The following is an 18,806-nucleotide window of genomic DNA, read 5'->3' as shown; positions in this document are numbered from 1 at the left end:
AGACTACTGAGGGTCGTCGAGACGGCGCAGCGCCGCTCCGAACATCGCATCGGTGCCGTGCCGGTGAGGCCACAGCTGCACGTGGGGCCCGTCACCGGACTCCGCCGGCTCGAAGAGCGGCCGGGCATCCAACGCGGACACCGGATGGCGGCGCTGCGCGTCGGCCACCACCCCTATGGTCTCCGCCAGATGCGGCGAGCACGTCGAATACAGCACCACACCGCCGGGCCGGGTCAGCGCGATCGCGGCGGCCAGCAGCTCGCGCTGCAGCTTCGCCAACGCCGGCACGTCGGAGGGCTGACGGCGCCAGCGCGCCTCGGGTCGCCGGCGCAGCGCCCCCAGCCCGGTGCACGGCACGTCGACCAGCACCCGGTCGAAACCGGGCTCGAGACCGCTGGCCCGCCCGTCGACCCGGCGCACGTCGACGTCCAGCCCGCGGGTGTTCGCGGTCACCAGGTCCGCGCGGCCCTGCGACGGTTCGACCGCGGTAACCCGCGCACCGCGCTCGGCGGCCACCGCGGCCAGCAGCGCGGTCTTCCCGCCCGGCCCGGCGCACAAATCGAGCCAGCGCCCGGTGTCGCCGTCGACCGGCGCCAGGGTGAGCGCGCGGGCCACCAACTGGCTGCCCTCGTCCTGCACCAACGCCTGGCCGTCGCGCACGGGCGCCAGCCGGCCGGGATCACCGCCCGGCAGGTACACGGCGTACGGCGAGTAGCGGCCGATGGTGCCCCCGACGGCCTCGGCGAGCCCCACCGCACTCAGCACGCCCGGGCGGGCCGCCAGGTGCACCTGCGGCCGCTCGTCGTCGCTGGCCAGCACGGCGTCGAGGTCGGCGGCGTCCGCGCCCAGCGCGTCGGCGAAGGCCTGGGCGATCCAGCGGGGGTGGGCATGCACGAACGCGGCGTGCCCGATCGGGTCGCGCGCCGGGTCGGGGGCCAGCTCGTCCAACCAGGATTTCTCGTCCCGCCCGGCGATGGTGCGCAGCACGCCGTTCACGAAACCCGCGCGCGCCGAATCGAATTCGAGCCCGGCCTGTTCCACGGTGGTGGACACCGCGGCGTGCGCGTCGACGCGGGTGCGCAGCAGTTGGTAGGTCCCCATCCGGAGCAGGTCGAGCAGCACCGGGTTGATCGACTCCGGCGGCCGCCCGGCGGCAGCGCCGATGACCGCGTCGAGCAGCCCCCGGGTACGGCAGGTGCCGTAGGTCAGCTCGGTGGCGAAGGCCGCGTCGCGCCCGCTGATGCCGCGCTCGCGCAGCAGCGCCGGCAGCGCGAGGTTCGCGTACGCGTCCCGCTCGCTGACGGCGCGCAGCACCTCGAACGTGGCGGCCCTGGCCGGATCCAGCGGCTTGCGCCGCCGCGGCCGGGCGGGCCGGCGCTGGTTGGGAGCCGGGCTCATGATGCCCGTGCGTCTGCGTCCAGGCGCGCCCCACGCGCCCAGTCGACAGCGTCCATGAGTTTCTTGCCGGGCGGCTGAATCTTGTTCAGCCGCACCGGTTCCGACCCGGTGCCGATGCGCACGCAGTTGCGATCGACCTGAATGACGCCGGGTGGCAACGACTCCGGGGCCTCGGTGTCGATGTGCACCGGCCCCACCTTGACCCGCAGCTCCCCGATCATCGTCCACGCTCCGGGATTGGGGGTGACCGCGCGGATCCGCCGCTCCACCGCCGGCGCCGGCAGGTCCCAGCGCACCCGGGCTTCCTCGACGGTGATCTTCGGCGCGATGCTGACACCGTCGGCCGGTTGCGGTTGCGGCGTCAGGGTGCCGTCCTCGATGCCATCCAGCGTGGCCGACAGCAGTGCGGCGCCCGAAACGGCAAGTCGCTCAAGCAGATCGCCGGCGGTGTCGGTGGCCTGGATGGTCTCGGTGACGACGCCGTAGACCGGTCCGGAGTCGAGGCTGGGCTCGATCCGAAACGTCGTCGCCCCGGTGATCGCGTCGCCCGCGGCGATGGCGGCCTGGACCGGCGCCGCCCCCCGCCACGCCGGCAACAGCGAGAAATGCAAGTTGATCCAACCGTGCGGCGGCACCGCGAGCAACCCATCGCGCAGCAGCGCACCGTAGGCCACCACCGGGCAGCAGTCCGGCGCGAACTCGGCCAGCTCGGCGACGAACTCCGGCGAGTTCGGCCGCGATGGCCGCAGCACCGGGATGCCGCGGTCGAGCGCCTCGCGGGCCACCGGCGACGGCTCGGGCTTGCCGCGCCGCCCGGAGGCGGCATCCGGCCGGGTCAGCACGGCAGCCACGTCGTGGCGGGGCGAGTCGATGAGGCGGCGCAACGCGGGCAGCGCCGGCTCGGGGGTTCCGGCGAAGACTAGACGCACCCAGACAGTCTAGGAAGGACGAGATCGTCGGTGTCGGCAACGTCTGGCTTCCGACGCCCGGACGGTGTCGCGCGCCCCGACAGCGGATCGCTCACGCCCCTGCGGCCGTGACGGCAACGTCACCGACGAATGCGTCGGCGTCGATGTCGTAGACGTAGCCGACCACGTCGACCGACGCCGGGACGGCCGGTGAGTCCCGCACGATCTGAACGTCATGGCGCAGCGTGCAGATCAGGTGATCGATGGCCAGGCTTTGTGTCTCGTACACGCCGGTGATGTCAATACCCTGCTCCTGCCGATAGGCATCCAGCAGTCCCTGACTGGTGAAACTGCTTGTGCCGCAGTTGGTGTGATGCACGACCACCACCCGCTCCAGGCCGAACAAGTGGTGGGCGATGGTGATGGATCTCAAGGCGTCGACGGCGCCGCCTCCCGCCACCACGACCGGGAAAGTCGTCGAGGTCGAACCGGCCTTCTTGCCGTCGCGGTCGTAGATCACTTCCCCCGGATAGACCTCGCCGGTCAGGAACTTCGCGAGGCGGAACGGAATTTCGGCGGCACGGGGGTCGTAACAGTAAGTGACCACCGTCCGCAAGGGCACGGCATCGTGGAAAGCCCTCCGCACGTCGCTCTCCACATATCCGGGAGTCTGCGAGTAGACGAACCGGTCTAGATCGCGGCGTTGCATGTGCTGCTCGCTTCCTCCGTCGGCGGCGGCCTATGGCTCACCCGGCCTTACACGAATCGCCTTATGGCAATGAGATTTCCGCGTACCCTGTCGCCACCGCACTGACCCACATCCGCTCGCGGAACAAGCGGCAATCTCCGATGACTGTGATCGCCGTCGACGACGAATACGCGTCCCGCTCGTTGTGTTTTTCAGAGATCGAGAACAACATTTTCTGCCGGCGTGGACACGCACAGCAGGACGTTGCCCCCCATCGGGTCCGGCCGGGATGCGCACCGTGATCGACTGGCCGGGCAACCATTGCGGTAGCGGCTCGCCTTCGGTGTCACCCAGCGACACCGAGCGCACGCTGGCGCTTTCGTCGTGCGTGGCGGTTACCCGCAGTGGCCGGAAGCCCGGCCAGGCCGGCGGCGGCGCGCTGCTGCCGGTCAGGCCGCTGTTGCCGGTCGAATTGGCCGTGCCCGGGCCCTGGTCGGGCAGCTGCTGCAACGACCACTTCCATCCGGGACTCAGCGCCGGGATGCGCTGCGCGCGCTGCAGCGCGTCGCGCGGATGGCCCGGCAGGTAAAGCAGCGCATCGATTTCGGCGACCGTCACCCCTTCGGGCCCCGCGGCGATCTTCTCGATGGTCTGCCCGGCCTCGACTTCGCCTTCGGTGAGCACGCGGCAATAGAACCCGGGGCGCCGATGCGAAACCAGCAGCGACGGCATCCGGGGTTCACCGATCCGGATGCCGACGCGATAACACGTCACCCGCGGTTGGGTGACTTCGACGACCACGTCGCCGATGCGGTAACGATCCCCGATGCACACCTCGTCGTCGGGCAATCCGTCGACGGGGAAGTTCTCCCCGAACGCGCCCGGTTTCAGGTCGTCGCGACCGAGTTCGGCAGCCCAGTGGTCGTAGGAGGCGACTTGATACACCAGCACGGCGCGGTTCTCTCCGCCATGGCCGTCTAAGTCACCCTGGCCGTCGCCGTCGATGTTGAGCCGGCGGACCATGCGCGGTCCGGCCACCGGGGCCTTGCAGATCCCCGTGTGGACCGTGCGTCCCTGCTAAGAAACGTCTTCGGCTTGGCCACGTTCACCGAGACCAGCTTCGCCATGCTGCAATCCTTCTGAAGAATAACGCTCCCTTCAGCAGGCACGCTCGGACCAAAGGGGTCCGGCGATCGCCGCCGTCGATACCAGCCCGACTGGAAGCGGTCGGGCTGATCGGGTGGGTCACTTGCTGACATCAGTGTCCGGTAGCGCGCCTTGGTTCCTGCTCAGCCGATGAAATGCGTAGCGGTGATATCTCCGGGCAGGCGGTTCGAGCGCGCGAACGGTGTCAACGTCGCTGCCCGCGCCGATGCCGCGGCATATTCGTACATTGCGGTGACATCCTGCGCCCACATCTCGGCGTACTCCGCGTCGGTGGTTGCGATCGCCGGCGTATTTTGGCCGAGCACATTGCCGGCGACCAGGGACACCCACAAACTGCGGTTGGCCGCAACGACCTGCGGCGGCACCGTCATCGCGAAAACCGTGCCGAAGGCCGTTGCCGCTGCCCGTGCTTGGCCCGCGGTCCGCTCGGCGCGCCCGGCGGTCGCGATGAGCCACGTGATGTGGATCGTGACGGCGGCGGCCATCGACTGCGCGGCCGGCCCGCGCCACGGACCCGCCGTCAGACTCGTCACGACGGACGTGTAATCAGTTGCCGCGGAATACAATTCGCCAGCAATCACATCCCAGGCCGTCACAGCGGAAAGCATCGGTCCTGCACCGGGACCGGAATAGATGCGGGCAGAGTTGACTTCCGGCGGTAACGCCGCAAAATCCATTGCAGACACTTCCCCGCTTTCGCCGGTGGTCGGCTCACACCGTCCACCCGCGAAAGTCGGTGCATGAAGCTACAACCGACCGAGGAAGTCGCGGATGTAGCCGCTGATCTCTTCCCCGTGGGTCTCGAGTGCGAAATGCCCGGCGCCGAGCAGGTGGAATTCGCCGTTGGGCAGGTCACGGCGGAACGCTTCCGCCCCAGCGGCACCGAATATTTCGTCGTTCTTGCCCCACGTCACCAGCAGCGGTGGTTGGTGAGTGCGGAAGTACTCCTGGAACTTGGGGTAACCGTCGAGGTTGAACTGGTAGTCCCAGAACAGCTGTAACTGGATGGCGTCATCGCCTTTTCGGTCCAGGCCCGCCTGGTCGAGCAGCCAAGTCTCCGGGGCGATGCGGTCGAGCCGGTCGGCCGGCACGCCGTGGGTGTATTGCCAGTGCGTCGTGTGGAGCGTGAAGTATTCGCGGACCGAGTCCTCGTTGGCCGCAGGGTCTTTGGCGTGGGCGAAGAGCCTGTCCCAAAAGGGCGTGAACCCTTCCATATAGGCGTTGCCGCTCTGGGTGATGATTGCGGTGATGCGTTGCGGGTGTGCGCTTGCGATACGCAGTCCGATCGGTGCGCCGTAGTCATGGATGTAGATGGCGAAGCGTTCCAGTCCCAGGTGCGTGATCAGCTTTTCGGTGATCTCGGTCAGCCGGTCGAAGCTGTAGGTGAATTGGTTGACCGAGGGCATCGCGGAACGACCGAAACCGATGTGGTCGGGCGCAACCAGGTGGAAAGCGTCGGCGAGCGAGTCGATCAGGTTGCGGAACATGTGCGAGCTGGACGGAAAGCCGTGCAGCAGAAGCAATGTGGGCTTAGACCTGTCGCCGGCTTCGCGATAGAAGACGTCGAGGCCGTCGATGGACACAGTGTGATAGCGGGTGCTGAATTCGGTCATGGTTCCCTCACGGATAGGCGTCGGTCGCGTGCCTACATATTGCGGTCTGCGCAAGAAGCGAAAAAGCAGCAATGCGCAATCGCTGTCATCGAGGGATGGAATCAATGCGACCGTTGACTTGGAATTGTCACGCGGGCAAGACTTGCCGGCGTGACATCAAGCCAACGACGCGGTCGCCTGGTCGAAGACGTCGACATCGCCAAGGGCGCGCACAAGGATCATCGCACCTTCCAAGGTTGCGACGATTTGAAAAGCCCGCGAGCTTCGGTCCGATCCCGTGAGCCGTTCCGCGATGTCATCGGTCACGCGTTTGAAAAAGTCGCGTGATGCTTGTGCAACCTCCGGCGGGAGACCGCCGGCTTCGGCGCCGAGCGCCCCGCCCATGCACATCCGTCCGGTTGTCCGCAACACGTTTCGGAACACCGAAAGGTAGGCCGAGACGACATCGGCCCCTTCGTCCGTTGCCGCGGCTACTGCCGCGAGGACATTGTCGGTGTACCGGTGCATCACCGCGACCGTCAGCGCCGCCTTCGTGGGGAAGTGGTGGTGAACACTGGAGCTTTTGATGCCGGCTTCGGCCGCCAAGTCGCGGAAGCTGTAGCCATTGTAGCCGGCGTTGCTGATGTGCCCCTCGGCCAGATCCATCAAACGGTCGGCAGTGTCCTTCATCACCCTCCCTACCGGTAGATAAGTTTTGACAACCCTAGCGCCGGGCCGTAAATCAGGGTAGCTATCTATCGATAGGTAGAGCCGACGAGAACGGTGGATCGCCGTGGAGCTGCGCCAGCTGGAAGCCTTCGTGGCGGTCGCGACGGAGCTGCACTTCGGGCGCGCCGCCCGCAAGCTGCACATGGGCCAGCCGACGGTGAGCGACCTGGTTCGGCGGTTGGAGCGCGAGGTGGGCGCGCAGCTGATGACCCGTACCACCCGGCGGGTGACGTTGACCAGCGCCGGGAGCGAACTCTTGGGTCGGGCGAAGGTCATTCTCGACGAGGTGGGATCGGCCTGCGCGGCGGTGCACCGCGTCTCCGCCGGTCAGGCCGGTACGGTCCGCCTGGGTATCACTCCCCCGGTGGCGCCCATGTTGGCGCCCCACCTCGCAACCGCGCTGGAGCGGGCCGCGCCGGACGTGCACCTGGTCACTCGACGTTTGTGGCTACCGGATCTCGCGCGGGCCATCGCCGATGGTTCGGTTGATGTCGCATTAACCTGCGGGTCGTTCGAGGAACCGCCCGGCATGCTCGGGGAGATCGCGGGGGAGATCGTCGGGGAGATGTTCTGCGGTGAACCGTTGCTGGTGGCGCTGAGGCCCGATCACCCCCACGCACGACGGGATGCGGTAGCGCTGGACGAACTCGCCGATGAACGCCTCGGCATCCACAGTGCGGCGCTTTTTCCGGCGTGGGCGCGGGCGCATCAGCAGGCCCTGCGAGCAGCGGGGGTGTCGCCGCCGATGGTTGAGCTCGCGGACACCGACTTGTTCGCCCGGTGCTGGCCGGCGCAGCGCGAGGTCGATTGGATCCTGACCACCGCGTCGATGGCCGCGATCGGATTGACCACTCCGACGCGTCCGGTGTGTCCCGCCCAAGTCATCCCCTACACGTTGCAGTGGAATCCCAGCCGAGCCGCCAACGCGGCGGTGGGCCGTTTCGTGCACCTGGCGCTGACGACCGCCGTGCCCGAGGGCTGGGTGACACTGGCCGACCACCTGCGCCACCAGTGCTGACCGCAACGCTGCAGGACGGGTAGCGCTTACCCGCAGGGCCTGAACGTGTAACTGTCGCCGTGCGCTAGGTAAACGAAATCGGTTGTGGCACTGGATGCCTCGGCCGCCCTCTGGAAGTCGTCGAGCCCCGACAAGAACACCGAGAAGTCGTTGTAGTGGATCGGGATCGCGGTACGGGGCTTGGTAATCTCGACCGCCCGTACCGCCTGCTCCCCCGTCATCGTGACGACCGTGACGAGAAAGGTTGTGCCGCCGGTATGAATGAGGCCAAGGTCGATGTCGGGGTAGCGGCGAGGGATGTCCGCCAGGCTGTCGACGAGCATGGTGTCGCCCGTGATGTACAGCCGGTACAACAGCTCACCGTCCCTGCTGAAGTCGAGCAGGTGGCCGTTGACCGGCATGAGGAGTTCCTCGACCGCATCCTCGGCGGCATGCTTGGCCGGCATCGCCGTGATGGTCAGCGTCATTTCGCCCTTATGCACCTGCAAGGACTCCCAGGTGTCGAGAGGATGACCCCGGTCGAAACCGAGCACCTTCAGCTTGTCCACCGCGTCGGCCGTCGAGACGATGGGCAGCGTGTTGTCGAGCTCCCGGGCAGCGACGTCGTCGAAATGATCGCCGTGGTAGTGCGATAGGACAATCAGGTCGATCGGCGGCAGGTCAGCGATTTGACAGGCGGGCTCGACTTCGCGCCGTGCCCAGATACCGTGCCCCAGGTACACATGCTCGCCCTTGTGCAGGAATGCCGGGTCGGTCAGAATCGTCAGCCCGCCAAAGCGGATCAGGGTGGTGGCGTTGCCGATGAAGTAGACGTCGCCCTCGGTGAAATCCGCTGTCTCACCGGCCGGCAGCTGCAGCGATGTCATGTCGTCACTCTCCTCGAATTGTGTTGCCTACGCCGCGATTTCATTGCCGCCACGATCTCGCCGGTAAAGACGCGTCGTCTTGTCGGGCAAACTTACTCCTTTGCCGGGCCAGCTTCACCACAGCGGGATGTCGTAGTTCAAGTCACGGTCGCAGTCGGGCCGCGGTCCGAAAAACCGGCGCTCGGATTCGTCGATGGCTACGTCGTTGATGCTCGCCTCGCGCCGGCGCATCAGCCCGTTCTCGTCGAACTCCCACAGCTCGTTGCCGTAACTGCGCCACCACTGCCCGGCGGCGTCGCGGCACTCGTATTGGAAACGCACCGCGATCCGGTTGCCGCGGAAGTCCCACAAGCTCTTTCGCAGGGCGTAGTCGAGTTCTCTTTTCCACTTGCCGGTGAGAAAGTCGACGATCTGATCCCGACCGACAATGAATTGATCGCGGTTGCGCCACACGCTGTCCGGAGTGTAGGCCAGACTGACCCGGTGGGGATCGCAGGTATTCCATGCATCCTCGGCAGCCTGCACCTTTGCCAGCGCCGTCGATAGGCCGTACGGCGGGAACGGCGGGCGGGACTCGTTCATCGGTTGGCATCCTTCCTGGGATTCTGGCGGGATCCTGGCGGGATCCTGGCGGGATCCGCTTGACGACAGCAAGGGTGCGCCAGGACGGCGACTGGATAAAGGGGCAAACGGCGATGAGATCCATCGCGAGTGCCGATCATTTGTCGCAGCGCCCGCGTTCCCAGCGGGCTTTCAACCGGCAATCAGCGCACGCCAATGTTACCCACATATATTGTTGTCGATACATACTATTTCTAAAGGGCATAGTTGGTCGGTTTGGCCGGTGCCCTCTCCCCCGAATCAGGAGGTCTGATGACGCTCGACACCACCACGCACGAGGAGCTCGCACCCATGCATCGGGCGCTGTGGGCACTGGGCGACTACGCCCTGATGGCCGAGGAAGTGATGGCACCATTGGGCCCGATCCTGCTGTCCGCCAGCGGAATTGGGCCCGGCGTCCGGGTGCTCGACGTCGCCGCCGGTTCGGGCAACATCTCGCTGCCCGCGGCCGCGAGCGGTGCCGCCGTGGTCTCCACCGACCTCACACCGGAGCTGCTGGAGCGCTCCCGGGCGCGGGCCGCCGGGCGGAATCTGACGCTGGACTATCGAGAGGCCAACGCGCACGCCCTGCCGTTCGGCGATGGATCCTTCGACGTGGTGATGTCGGCGATCGGCGTGCAATTTGCCCCGAACCACCGACGTGCGGCCGACGAGCTGGTGCGGGTCTGCCGGTCCGGCGGGACGATCGGCCTGATCAGCTGGACCCCGGAAGGATTCTTCGGTCGGATGCTGGCCACCATCCGGCCGTACCGGCCGAGCCTGTCGCCGGCCGTGCCGCCGGCGGCGCTGTGGGGGCGCGAACGCTACGTCGCCGGGCTGCTGGGCGAGCGGGTGCACAGCATCGTGACGGTGCGCGGCACCCTGAATGTCGACCGATTCGATTGCGCCACAGCGGTTCACGAGTACTTCAAGAATCACTACGGACCGACGATCGAGGCCTACGCAAACATCGGCCACGACACGGTGCTGGCCGCCGAACTCGACGCCCAACTCGTCGAACTCGCCGAGGAATACCTCGCCGACGGCACCATGGGCTGGGAGTACCTGTTGGTCACCGCGCAACGGCGGTGAATCCCCTAAAGGTCCCTAAAGGTCAATGTCGATCGAGGCGTCGGGTTCTCCGCCGGCCGCGGTGAACGCCGTCAGGGCCCGCACCAGGCCCTGACGCTCAGCCGCCGGCATCTTCTCCACGATCGCGGCGATCTCGGCCCGCCGGTACGCGGTGACCCGACGGACCACCTCGCGGCCCCGCTTGGTCAGGGCGGCGATCAGCTCGCGCCGTGAGGTCGGGTGAGGCAGGCGATCGATCAGGCCGGCGGCGACCAGCCGATCGACCATCCGCCCGGTGGCCGACGGCTGCACCCCCAGCAGATTGGCCAGCGTCGCCAGGTTCACTGGGCCCCGATGAGACAGGATCACCAGGGTGCGAAACTGCGCCATCGTGATGGTGTCGTCGACCTGGGCAATCGATCGCGCGGAGATGCCGACCAGCAGCCGGGAGGCGGTGAGCAGCGCATCGGTGATGACATCCAGCGAGTCGGCGACTTCCGTCGCGTTCTCCGTGGTCATTCAGCGTTCCTTTCCCGTGCCCGCAACGGGCTGAACTGTTCAAAGTGCACCGCCCACGAATGACGTAGGGAGGGACTATTTCTCATGCATACTATCGCCGCACCGGCCCGGCCGCGCGGCCAAGGGGCAGATTGTCCACTGCCGGTCCGCTAACCAATTTGTAGCGGGTCGATCTGCACCCGAACCGGTTCATTCGTCTGCCGGGCACTCACCACGCCGACGCCGCGGCGCAGGCTCGTCGCCAATTCCAGGCCCTGCTCGCGGGGCACCCGCACCAGCATCCGGGTCACCGGCACCCCGGTCGGGGTGCCGGGCGGGCGGCGCACCCCCGGCGGCAGGTCGACGGGGCCGAGCAATTGGGCTCCGGTCGGCAGCCGGGCCTCGTCGAGCAGGGCGGCCACCGCGCCGGCCGACCCGTCGATGGTGGCCATGTGCACCGCGGGCGGCAGGCCGACCTCGGCCCGCGCCGTCAACTCCGCCTCGGCGTGACCGACCGGATCCCACCGGATCAGCGACTGCACGGTCGGGATGACCGAGTCGGCGATCACCGTCACCACCCCGCCGTCACCGCGGGCACGCACCAGCGCCGCGGCGCTCATCCAGCGCCACAGCGTGTCCTCGGCGGCCCGCAGGTCCTGGCGGCCCAGCAGCGCCCAGGTGTCCAGCAACAGCGCCGCCCCGTAGCCACCGTCGGCGCGGGGCTCGGCGCCCGGGGTGGCGACCACCAGGGCGGGCCGGGCGGCGACCTCGGCCACGATCGCGTCGCCGGCCGAGGTGACGACGGGTGTCCCGGCGAAGGCACGACCCAGCTCTTCGGCGGTGCGCCGGGCCCCCACGACCACCGCGCGCACCGCCTCCGACCCGCATCGCGCGCAGCGCAGCACCGGCTCGCCGCGGCCACACCACCGGCACACGGCGCCCGGTCCGCCGTCCCGCTGCGACTCGGCCAGTGAGAGGGGCCCGGTGCAGTGCCGGCAGCGGGCGATCGTCCGGCAGCGCGCGCATGCCAGCGAGGGGATGTAACCGCGGCGCGGCACCTGCACCAGCACCGGCGCACCGGCCTGCAGCGCGGACCGGGCCGCGCGCAGCGCGATCGACGGAATCCGAGCGGACCGGGCGGCCGGGTCGCGTTCGTCGGCGTACCCGGTGTCGTCGAGCGCGACCACCCGCGGCGTGCAGGCGCGCACCACCGGCCGGGTGGCGACGATGTCGTGCGCCCAACCGCTGCGCACCAGCGCGTGCGCCTCGGCGGTGCGGGCGTAGCCGCCGATCAGCGCCGCGCACCGGGCCTGGTGCGCGCGCAGCATCGCCACCTCGCGGGCGTGCGGGTACGGCGCGCGCGGCTCGGCCAGGCTGTCGTCGGCATCCGACCACACCATCACCAGGCCGAGGTCGGTCAGCGGCGCGAAAACCGCGCTGCGGGTGCCGATCACCATCCGCGCCGTTCCGCGTAGCGCCGACAACCAGCGCCGATACCGGGCGGCCGGGCCCAGCCCCGCCGACAACGCCGCCACGCTGTCGGCGTCGATCCGGGCGGTCGCGGCCAGCCACAGGGCGTCCAGATCGCGCTGATCGGGCACGATCGCCAGCACGGCGCGGCCGGCGCGGACGGTTTCCGCGGCGGCCTCGGCGAACCGGTCCGCCCACTGCTCCCCCGGCAGTGCCTGCCACACGGCACGCGCGGCGCGCGATTGGGCCAGCGCGGCCAGGAACTGCCCACCGCGGCCATAGGCCTCCCAACCGCACGGGTCGACGGGCCCGACGGGCGCGGCGGACCGAACCGGGGCGACCTCGCGCTCGACCCTGGCGTGCCGCGCCGGGATCGCCAGCCGCAGCACATCCGGGCGGGTGCCGGCGTAGCGGGCGGCCACCGCGTCGACGAGCCGGCGGATCTCCGGGGTGAGCACCGGCTCGGCCGAGACAACGCGGTCCAACCAGCCCAACTGGCCGACGTGGTCGGTGTGGTTGCGGCGTTCCAGCACGAACCCGTCGACCAGCCGGCCGTGAAACCGGACCCGCACCCGCACGCCGGGCTGGGCGTCGTCGGACTGCTCGGCCGAAACCAGGTAGTCGAATTCGCGATCCAGGTGCGGGACCGACAGCATCGGCAGCACGCGGGCGATCGGCTCCACCTCGACGGGTGTACGCGCGCTCACGCCGCCCTCGGGTCAGCCGTCGACCGGCTTGGCGTCATCGCCGGAGGCGGGCCGCTCGGCCGGCGCGGGGGTCGTGGCCGCTGCGGGGGCCTCGTCGCGGCCGAAGAAGAACCCGGCGGTGATCAAGACCAGGGCCGCCGCGTACAGCCACCAAATCGGCACCGCCAACGCTTCGTGGCCCAGGATGAACCGGCTGATCGCGATCATCGCGTCGGATGCCATGAAGCACACCGCCCCCACCGGCACCCAGATCGTCGGCAGCCGCGCCGCCAGCGCCGTGCATGCCATCACGGTCAGCACCACGACGTAGACCGTCACCGGAAGCGTCAAATGATCCTGACCCAGATGCGGCCAGAACCACACCAGCAGCCCGACCGCGCTCACGGACAGCAACACCATCACCGCGATGCGGGCCCGCGACAGTACGCCTCTGACCACCAGCGGCGACAGCGCGCCGATGAAGCACAGGTGCGCGCACAGGAACGCCGCCAGCCCCAACACGAACGACATGGTCCACCACGGGATGGCCAGCAGCCAGTCACCGGTGGCCGACAGCAACAGCGCCGGCATCAGCCAGCGCCGTTCGCTGACGATGGGGTGGGCGAACGCGGCCACCGTCAGCAGCAACGCCATCGAGGCCTTGAACGGCGGCTGCAGAACCCACTGTCCGGTGAGCGCCGTGCCCGGCGCGGACTGCACCGCGACCACGGTCAGGTAGACGCCGTAGGCGATGCCCGCCCAACAGGCCGCCACCCAGCCGCCCGCCAGCACCCGGGGTGCGTACGGTACCTCCATGCCCCGCTTCGACAAAGCCGACGAGAAACCTCCTATCGACCCCATCTTGCTGAAGGTACTCGACGCGGTTCCGTTCCGGCTATCCACCGACGACGGCATCGACGCTGCACGACAGCGGTTTCGCGACCTGCCGCGCCGGCGGGTGCATCCCGAACTGCGCGTCGAGGATCGCACCATCGAGGGCCCAGCAAGTCCCCTCAACATCCGGATCTATTGGCCGCCAACCGATCTCGAGGGTGCGGCGCTGCCCATCGTGGTGTACTTCCACGGCGGCGGGTTCGTCATCGGCGACCTGGACACCCATGACGGCACCGCCCGCCAGCACGCGGTGGGCGCCGGGGCCGTCGTGGTGTCGGTGGAGTACCGGCTGGCACCCGAGCACCCGTATCCCGCTGCGGTGCAGGACGCGTGGGCCGCGACGCGGTGGGTGGCCGCGCACGGTGCCGAACTCGGTGCCGATCCCGCCCGCATCGCCGTCGCCGGGGACTCGGCGGGCGGAACCATCGCCGCGGCGGTCGCACAGCAGGCCCGCGACGAAGGCGGCCCGGCGCTGGTCTTCCAGCTGCTGTGGTATCCGTCGGTGACCTGGGACGCGACGCTGCCCTCGTTCACCGAAAACGCCGACGCGCCGATCCTCGACACGAAGGCGATCGCGCAGTTCTCCCGCTGGTACGCCGGCGATGCGGACCTGTCCCACCCGCCGGCGGGGATGGCGCCGGGGCGCGCGGCGCACCTGGCCGGGCTGCCACCGGCCTATATCGGGGTCGCCGGCTACGACCCGCTGCGCGACGACGGCCTGCGGTACGGTCAGCTGCTCGCCGCCGCCGGCGTGCCCACCGAGGTGCACAACGCCGAAACCCTGGTGCACGGATATCTCGGTTACGCCGGTGTGGTGCCCGCCGCCACCGCCGAATTGGACCGCGGGCTGAGCGCGCTGCGCGCTGCGCTGTACCGAGCATCGCCGGTTGTACCGTGGACTGATGAGTGAGTCCCCCCTCGCCCGACCGGAGATCGATCCGACGTTCAAGGCGTTGCTCGACGCGTTCCCGATGACCTTCAGCGCCGACGACGGTGTCGAGCTCGCCCGCGAGCGGCTCAAGCTGCTCAAGGTGCCGCCGGAGATGCTGCCGGATCTGCGAATCCAGCAGCACACGATCGGCCACGGCGACCTCACCGACATCCCGGCCCGCATCTACTGGCCGCCCACCGCCGCCGACCGTTCGCCCGTCGTGGTGTTTTACCACGGCGGCGGCTTCTGTCTGGGCGACCTGGACACCCACGACCACGTCGCGCGCGCCCACGCCGTCGGCGCCGAGGCGATCGTGGTCTCGGTGGACTATCGGCTCGCCCCGGAGCACCGGTATCCCGCCGGAGTCAACGACTGCTGGGCCGCCCTGCAATGGGTCGGTGCGCACGCGGCCGATCTGGGCGGTGACCCGAGTCGGATCGCGGTCGCCGGCGATTCCGCGGGCGCCAACCTCGCCGCGGTCATGGCGGTGCTGGCCCGCGACCACGGCGGCCCGCAGCTGGCATTCCAGCTGCTGTGGTATCCCGTCGCAACGGGTGATCTGTCGCTGCCGTCGCACACCGAGAACGCCTTCGCGCCGATTCTGGACCGGGAGGTCATCGATGCCTTCCTGTCCTGGTATCTGCCACCCGAGATCGACTTCAGCGACCCCACGGTGCTGCCGATCACCCTCGCCCCGGCCAACGCTGCCAGCCTGGCGGGTCTGGCGCCGGCCTTCATCGGCACGGCCGGGCACGACCCGCTGCGCGACGACGGGGCACGTTATGCCGAGATGCTGGCCGCTGCAGGCGTTTCCGCCGAACTGAGCAACGAACCGACGCTGGTGCACGGCTATGTCAGCTTCGCGCCCGTGGTTCCCAGCGCGGCCGCGGCAACCGAACGCGGCCTTACGGCGCTACGAAAGGCGTTGCACCCCTAGGGAAACGGAGCCGTCGATGAGCCCGCAGTCGAAACCCGACTACGAGACAGTGATCGTGGGCGCCGGGTTCTCCGGCATCGGCGCCGGGATCAACCTCGATAAGGCCGGGCTGCATGACTACCTGGTGATCGAAGCCGGCGACGGAGTCGGCGGCACCTGGCATTGGAACACCTATCCCGGTATCGCCGTGGATATTCCGTCGTTTTCCTACCAGTTCTCCTTCGAGCAGAGCCGGCATTGGTCACGCACCTACGCGCCGGGCCGAGAGCTGAAGGCTTACGCCGAACACTGCGTCGACAAGTACGGCCTGCGGTCGCGAATCCGGTTGAGCACCAAGGTCGTTGCTGCCGAGTTCGACGACGAACTCGCGCTGTGGCGCGTGGAAACCGACCCGGGCGGACAGATCACGGCGCGATTTCTGATCTCGGCCAGCGGCGTGCTCACCGTGCCGAAAATGCCAGACATCGCCGGCGTGGACTCGTTCGAGGGCGTCACCATGCACACCGCCCGCTGGGATCACGGCCAGGATCTGACCGGCAAGCGGGTCGGCATCATCGGCACCGGGGCGTCGGCCGTGCAGGTGATCCCGCAGATCGCGCCGATTGCCAACCGGCTGACCGTATTTCAGCGCACGCCGATCTGGTGCTTCCCCAAGTTCGACGTTGCGCTGCCGGCGGCGGCGCGCTGGGCGATGCGGATTCCTGGCGGCCAGGCCGTGCAGCGGCTGCTCAGTCAGGCCTTCGTCGAATTGACCTTCACCATCGCCGCGCAGTATTTCACGGTGTTCCCGCTGGCCAAACGGATGGGCGAGGCCGGTCGCCGCTACCTGGCCCAGCAGGTTGACGATCCGGACGTGCGCGAGCGGCTCACCCCGCAGTACGCGGTGGGCTGCAAGCGGCCCGGTTTCCACAACCAATACCTGGCCACCTACAACCGCGACAACGTGCGGCTGGTCACCGAACCGATCGACAAGCTCACCCCGGCATCGGTGGCCACCACCGACGGCGAGCATCACGAGATCGACGTGCTGATCCTGGCCACCGGTTTCCACGTGATGGATCCCGACAGCATGCCGACCTTCGCGATCACCGGGACCGGCGGTGTGACTCTCGCCGAATTCTGGAGCCGGCACCGGCTGCAGGCCTACGAGGGTGTCAGCGTTCCGGGCTTTCCGAACATGTTCAGCGTGATGGGGCCGTACGGCTACGTCGGTTCGTCGTATTTCGCGCTGATCGAGACGCAGACCCACCACATGGTGCGGTGCATCAAGCGGGCCCGCCGGCTCGGCGCGTCGCGCGTCGAGATCACCCGGCAGGCCAACGACCGCTATTTCGCCGAGATGATGCGCAAGCGGCACCGGCAGATCTTCTGGCAGGACAGTTGCAAACTGGCCAACAGCTACTACTTCGACAAGAACGGTGACGTCCCGCTCCGTCCGTCGACCACGCTCGAAGCGCATTGGCGCAGCCGCCGTTTCGACCTCGACGACTACCGTTTCACCAGACGTTAAGCTGCAGGCATGGCCAAGGAATTTGCGCGTCTGGACGAATCGCTGCGCGACTTCATCGACGGCCAGGCCATGTTCTTCGTCGCCACCGCACCCACCGAAGGCGGCCGAATCAACCTGTCCCCCAAGGGATATCGGGACACCTTCGCAGTCCTCGACGACCACACCGTCGCCTACCTGGACCTGTTCGGTAGCGGGGTGGAGACGATCGCCCATCTGCGCGACAACGGCCGGATCACGCTGATGTTCTGCTCGTTCAGCCGCAACTCGCGGATCCTGCGGCTGTTCGGTACCGGGCGGGTGGTGCGCCCGGACGATGCCGAATTCTCCGGTCTGCTGGCGCATTTCGGCGGCCAGCACGCCGGAGTCCGCGCCGCGATCGTCGTCGACGTGGAACGCATCGCCGACGCGTGCGGATTCGCGGTGCCCTACTACGAACTCGTCGACGAGCGGCCGGTGCTCGACACCTATCACGCCAAGGCGGACGAGCACACCTACGTGCGAGCCGTCAAGCGCAACCAGCACAGCATCGACGGGCTACCCGCGCTGGATCCGGATCACCCGCTGCCGGGCTAGATGGCGCGCTTGAGGTCGTCGACCTTGTTCAACTGCTCCCACGGCAGGTCGACATCGGTACGGCCGAAGTGACCGTACGCGGCGGTCTGCGCGTAGATCGGGCGCAGCAGGTCCAGGTCGCGGATGATCGCGCCGGGCCGCAGATCGAACACCTCGGGCACGATCTTCTCGATCTTGACCGGGTCAACCGTGGCGGTGCCGAACGTCTCGATGAACAGCCCCACCGGGGCGGCCTTGCCGATCGCGTAGGCCACCTGCACCTCGACCCGCTCGGCGAGCCCGGCGGCGACGATGTTCTTGGCCACCCAGCGCATCGCGTAGGCCGCCGACCGGTCCACCTTGGACGGGTCCTTGCCGGAGAAGGCACCGCCGCCGTGCCGCGCCCAGCCGCCGTAGGTGTCGACGATGATCTTGCGGCCGGTCAGGCCGGCGTCGCCCATCGGACCACCCAGCACGAACTTGCCGGTCGGGTTGACCAGCACCCGCGTCGACGTCGAGTCCAGGGTTTCGTGGGCCAGCTCGTCGAGCACGGTCTTGAGCACGTGCTCGCGGATGTCGGGGTCGAGCTGCTTTTCCAGGTCGATGCCGTCGGCGTGCTGGGTGGAGACCACCACGGTGTCCAGCCGGACCGGGACGTCGTCCTCGTAAGCGATGGTGACCTGGGTCTTGCCGTCCGGGCGCAGATACGCCAGCGTCCCGTCCTTGCGGACCTCGGTCAGCTTCCGGGACAGCCGGTGGGCCAGCGCGATCGGCAGCGGCATCAGCTCCGGGGTGTCGGCGATCGCGTAGCCGAACATCAGGCCCTGATCGCCGGCGCCCTGGGAGTCCAGCGGGTCGGCCGCGCCCTCGACGCGGGCCTCGTGGGCGGTGTCGACGCCCTGGGCGATGTCGGGCGACTGCGCGCCGATGCCGATGTTCACCCCGCAGGACGCGCCGTCGAAGCCCTTCTCCGACGAGTCGTAGCCGATGTCCAGAATTCGCGCGCGCACCGTGTTGGTGATGTCGGCGAAGGCCTCCTTGGCCGTCGTGGTGACCTCACCGACGACGTGCACCTGCCCGGTGGTCACCAGCGTCTCCACCGCGACACGTGAGCGGGGGTCCTGCGCCAGAAGGGCGTCGAGGACCGAGTCGCTGATCGCGTCGCAGATCTTGTCGGGGTGCCCCTCGGTCACCGACTCACTGGTAAACAGCCGACCCTTTTCGCTCACTGCGTCATCCTTCCGTACTGACTAATGTTAGTTAGGCAAATTATTTTAGGCGCCCTTAACTC

Annotated in this window: 18 protein-coding genes and 1 pseudogene; 6 read left to right on the top strand and 13 right to left on the bottom strand. The window is 68.4% G+C overall.

What is annotated here, in order from left to right; all coding sequences use genetic code 11:
* Window positions 1–3: 3 nt before the first annotated feature.
* From AWC25_RS24760 to AWC25_RS24730, 7 genes and pseudogenes are all read right to left on the bottom strand, one after another.
* A complete protein-coding gene (locus AWC25_RS24760) occupies window positions 4–1,398 on the bottom strand; it encodes an RsmB/NOP family class I SAM-dependent RNA methyltransferase (protein WP_069402149.1) in 1,395 nt (464 codons plus the stop codon).
* Window positions 1,395–2,327, bottom strand: coding sequence for a methionyl-tRNA formyltransferase (gene fmt / locus AWC25_RS24755; RefSeq protein WP_069402150.1), 933 nt, complete (start codon window positions 2,325–2,327; stop codon window positions 1,395–1,397). The genes AWC25_RS24760 and fmt overlap by 4 nt, the downstream gene beginning before the upstream one ends.
* A 91-nt stretch (window positions 2,328–2,418) precedes the next feature.
* On the bottom strand, window positions 2,419–3,015 hold the full coding sequence (locus tag AWC25_RS24750; RefSeq protein WP_085168044.1) for a carbonic anhydrase: 597 nt from the start codon (window positions 3,013–3,015) through the stop codon (window positions 2,419–2,421).
* A gap of 30 nt (window positions 3,016–3,045) precedes the next feature.
* A complete protein-coding gene (locus AWC25_RS24745) occupies window positions 3,046–4,032 on the bottom strand; it encodes an MOSC domain-containing protein (RefSeq protein ID WP_308204754.1) in 987 nt (328 codons plus the stop codon).
* 302 nt (window positions 4,033–4,334) lie between these two features.
* Window positions 4,335–4,838 (bottom strand): annotated as a pseudogene (locus AWC25_RS24740) (PPE family protein); the annotation flags it as partial.
* A gap of 69 nt (window positions 4,839–4,907) precedes the next feature.
* A complete protein-coding gene (locus tag AWC25_RS24735) occupies window positions 4,908–5,774 on the bottom strand; it encodes an alpha/beta fold hydrolase (protein ID WP_085168042.1) in 867 nt (288 codons plus the stop codon).
* A gap of 156 nt (window positions 5,775–5,930) precedes the next feature.
* Complete coding sequence (locus tag AWC25_RS24730) at window positions 5,931–6,419, bottom strand: TetR/AcrR family transcriptional regulator (protein WP_158089786.1); 489 nt, start codon at window positions 6,417–6,419, stop codon at window positions 5,931–5,933.
* 127 nt (window positions 6,420–6,546) lie between these two features.
* Between AWC25_RS24730 and AWC25_RS24725 the strand changes: the two genes are divergently transcribed.
* A complete protein-coding gene (locus tag AWC25_RS24725) occupies window positions 6,547–7,500 on the top strand; it encodes a LysR family transcriptional regulator (RefSeq protein ID WP_069402155.1) in 954 nt (317 codons plus the stop codon).
* A 26-nt stretch (window positions 7,501–7,526) separates the two neighbouring features.
* Here the strand turns inward: AWC25_RS24725 and AWC25_RS24720 are convergent, their stop codons facing one another.
* The gene (locus tag AWC25_RS24720) at window positions 7,527–8,366 is read right to left on the bottom strand and encodes an MBL fold metallo-hydrolase (RefSeq protein WP_069402156.1); all 840 of its coding nucleotides are present in this window, start codon (window positions 8,364–8,366) and stop codon (window positions 7,527–7,529) included.
* A 114-nt stretch (window positions 8,367–8,480) separates the two neighbouring features.
* A complete protein-coding gene (locus AWC25_RS24715) occupies window positions 8,481–8,948 on the bottom strand; it encodes a nuclear transport factor 2 family protein (protein WP_069402157.1) in 468 nt (155 codons plus the stop codon).
* A 291-nt stretch (window positions 8,949–9,239) separates the two neighbouring features.
* Here AWC25_RS24715 and AWC25_RS24710 point away from each other — a divergent pair, with 291 nt between their 5' ends.
* Entirely contained in the window at window positions 9,240–10,058 is an 819-nt protein-coding gene (locus tag AWC25_RS24710) for a class I SAM-dependent methyltransferase (RefSeq protein WP_069402158.1), read from the top strand.
* 15 nt (window positions 10,059–10,073) lie between these two features.
* On the opposite strand, the gene AWC25_RS24705 is transcribed toward AWC25_RS24710, so the two are convergent.
* The 3 genes from AWC25_RS24705 to AWC25_RS24695 all read right to left on the bottom strand — a co-directional run bounded on the left by AWC25_RS24705 (window position 10,074) and on the right by AWC25_RS24695 (window position 13,507).
* Entirely contained in the window at window positions 10,074–10,556 is a 483-nt protein-coding gene (locus AWC25_RS24705; RefSeq protein WP_069402159.1) for a MarR family winged helix-turn-helix transcriptional regulator, read from the bottom strand.
* A gap of 149 nt (window positions 10,557–10,705) precedes the next feature.
* Window positions 10,706–12,661, bottom strand: coding sequence for a primosomal protein N' (locus AWC25_RS24700; RefSeq protein WP_069402179.1), 1,956 nt, complete (start codon window positions 12,659–12,661; stop codon window positions 10,706–10,708).
* A 63-nt stretch (window positions 12,662–12,724) separates the two neighbouring features.
* Window positions 12,725–13,507, bottom strand: coding sequence for a lysoplasmalogenase (locus AWC25_RS24695; RefSeq protein WP_069402160.1), 783 nt, complete (start codon window positions 13,505–13,507; stop codon window positions 12,725–12,727).
* Between AWC25_RS24695 and AWC25_RS24690 the strand changes: the two genes are divergently transcribed.
* Genes AWC25_RS24690 through AWC25_RS24675 form a run of 4 tightly spaced genes read left to right on the top strand, consistent with a single transcriptional unit; the run spans window position 13,506 to window position 17,536 of the window.
* The gene (locus AWC25_RS24690; RefSeq protein WP_069402161.1) at window positions 13,506–14,495 is read left to right on the top strand and encodes an alpha/beta hydrolase; all 990 of its coding nucleotides are present in this window, start codon (window positions 13,506–13,508) and stop codon (window positions 14,493–14,495) included. The genes AWC25_RS24695 and AWC25_RS24690 overlap by 2 nt on opposite strands.
* Window positions 14,488–15,453: an alpha/beta hydrolase gene (locus AWC25_RS24685; protein ID WP_069402162.1), complete on the top strand. Its 966-nt coding sequence runs from the start codon at window positions 14,488–14,490 to the stop codon at window positions 15,451–15,453. The genes AWC25_RS24690 and AWC25_RS24685 overlap by 8 nt, the downstream gene beginning before the upstream one ends.
* A gap of 16 nt (window positions 15,454–15,469) precedes the next feature.
* Window positions 15,470–16,963 (top strand): flavin-containing monooxygenase, encoded by a 1,494-nt coding sequence (locus tag AWC25_RS24680; protein WP_069402163.1) that lies wholly within the window; start codon window positions 15,470–15,472, stop codon window positions 16,961–16,963.
* 9 nt (window positions 16,964–16,972) lie between these two features.
* Window positions 16,973–17,536 carry a pyridoxamine 5'-phosphate oxidase family protein gene (locus AWC25_RS24675; RefSeq protein ID WP_069402164.1) on the top strand — a complete coding sequence of 188 codons (564 nt, stop codon included), beginning with the start codon at window positions 16,973–16,975 and terminating at the stop codon, window positions 17,534–17,536.
* Here the strand turns inward: AWC25_RS24675 and metK are convergent.
* Complete coding sequence (gene metK / locus AWC25_RS24670) at window positions 17,533–18,744, bottom strand: methionine adenosyltransferase (protein WP_069402165.1); 1,212 nt, start codon at window positions 18,742–18,744, stop codon at window positions 17,533–17,535. The two genes, AWC25_RS24675 and metK, sit on opposite strands and share 4 nt — an antisense overlap.
* Window positions 18,745–18,806: the final 62 nt, after the last annotated feature.

It is taken from the genome of Mycobacterium sherrisii (assembly GCF_002102355.1).
GTDB lineage: Bacteria > Actinomycetota > Actinomycetes > Mycobacteriales > Mycobacteriaceae > Mycobacterium > Mycobacterium sherrisii.
Note: the sequence above shows the minus strand (reverse complement) of the source record. Positions and strands in the feature narration are given on the sequence as shown.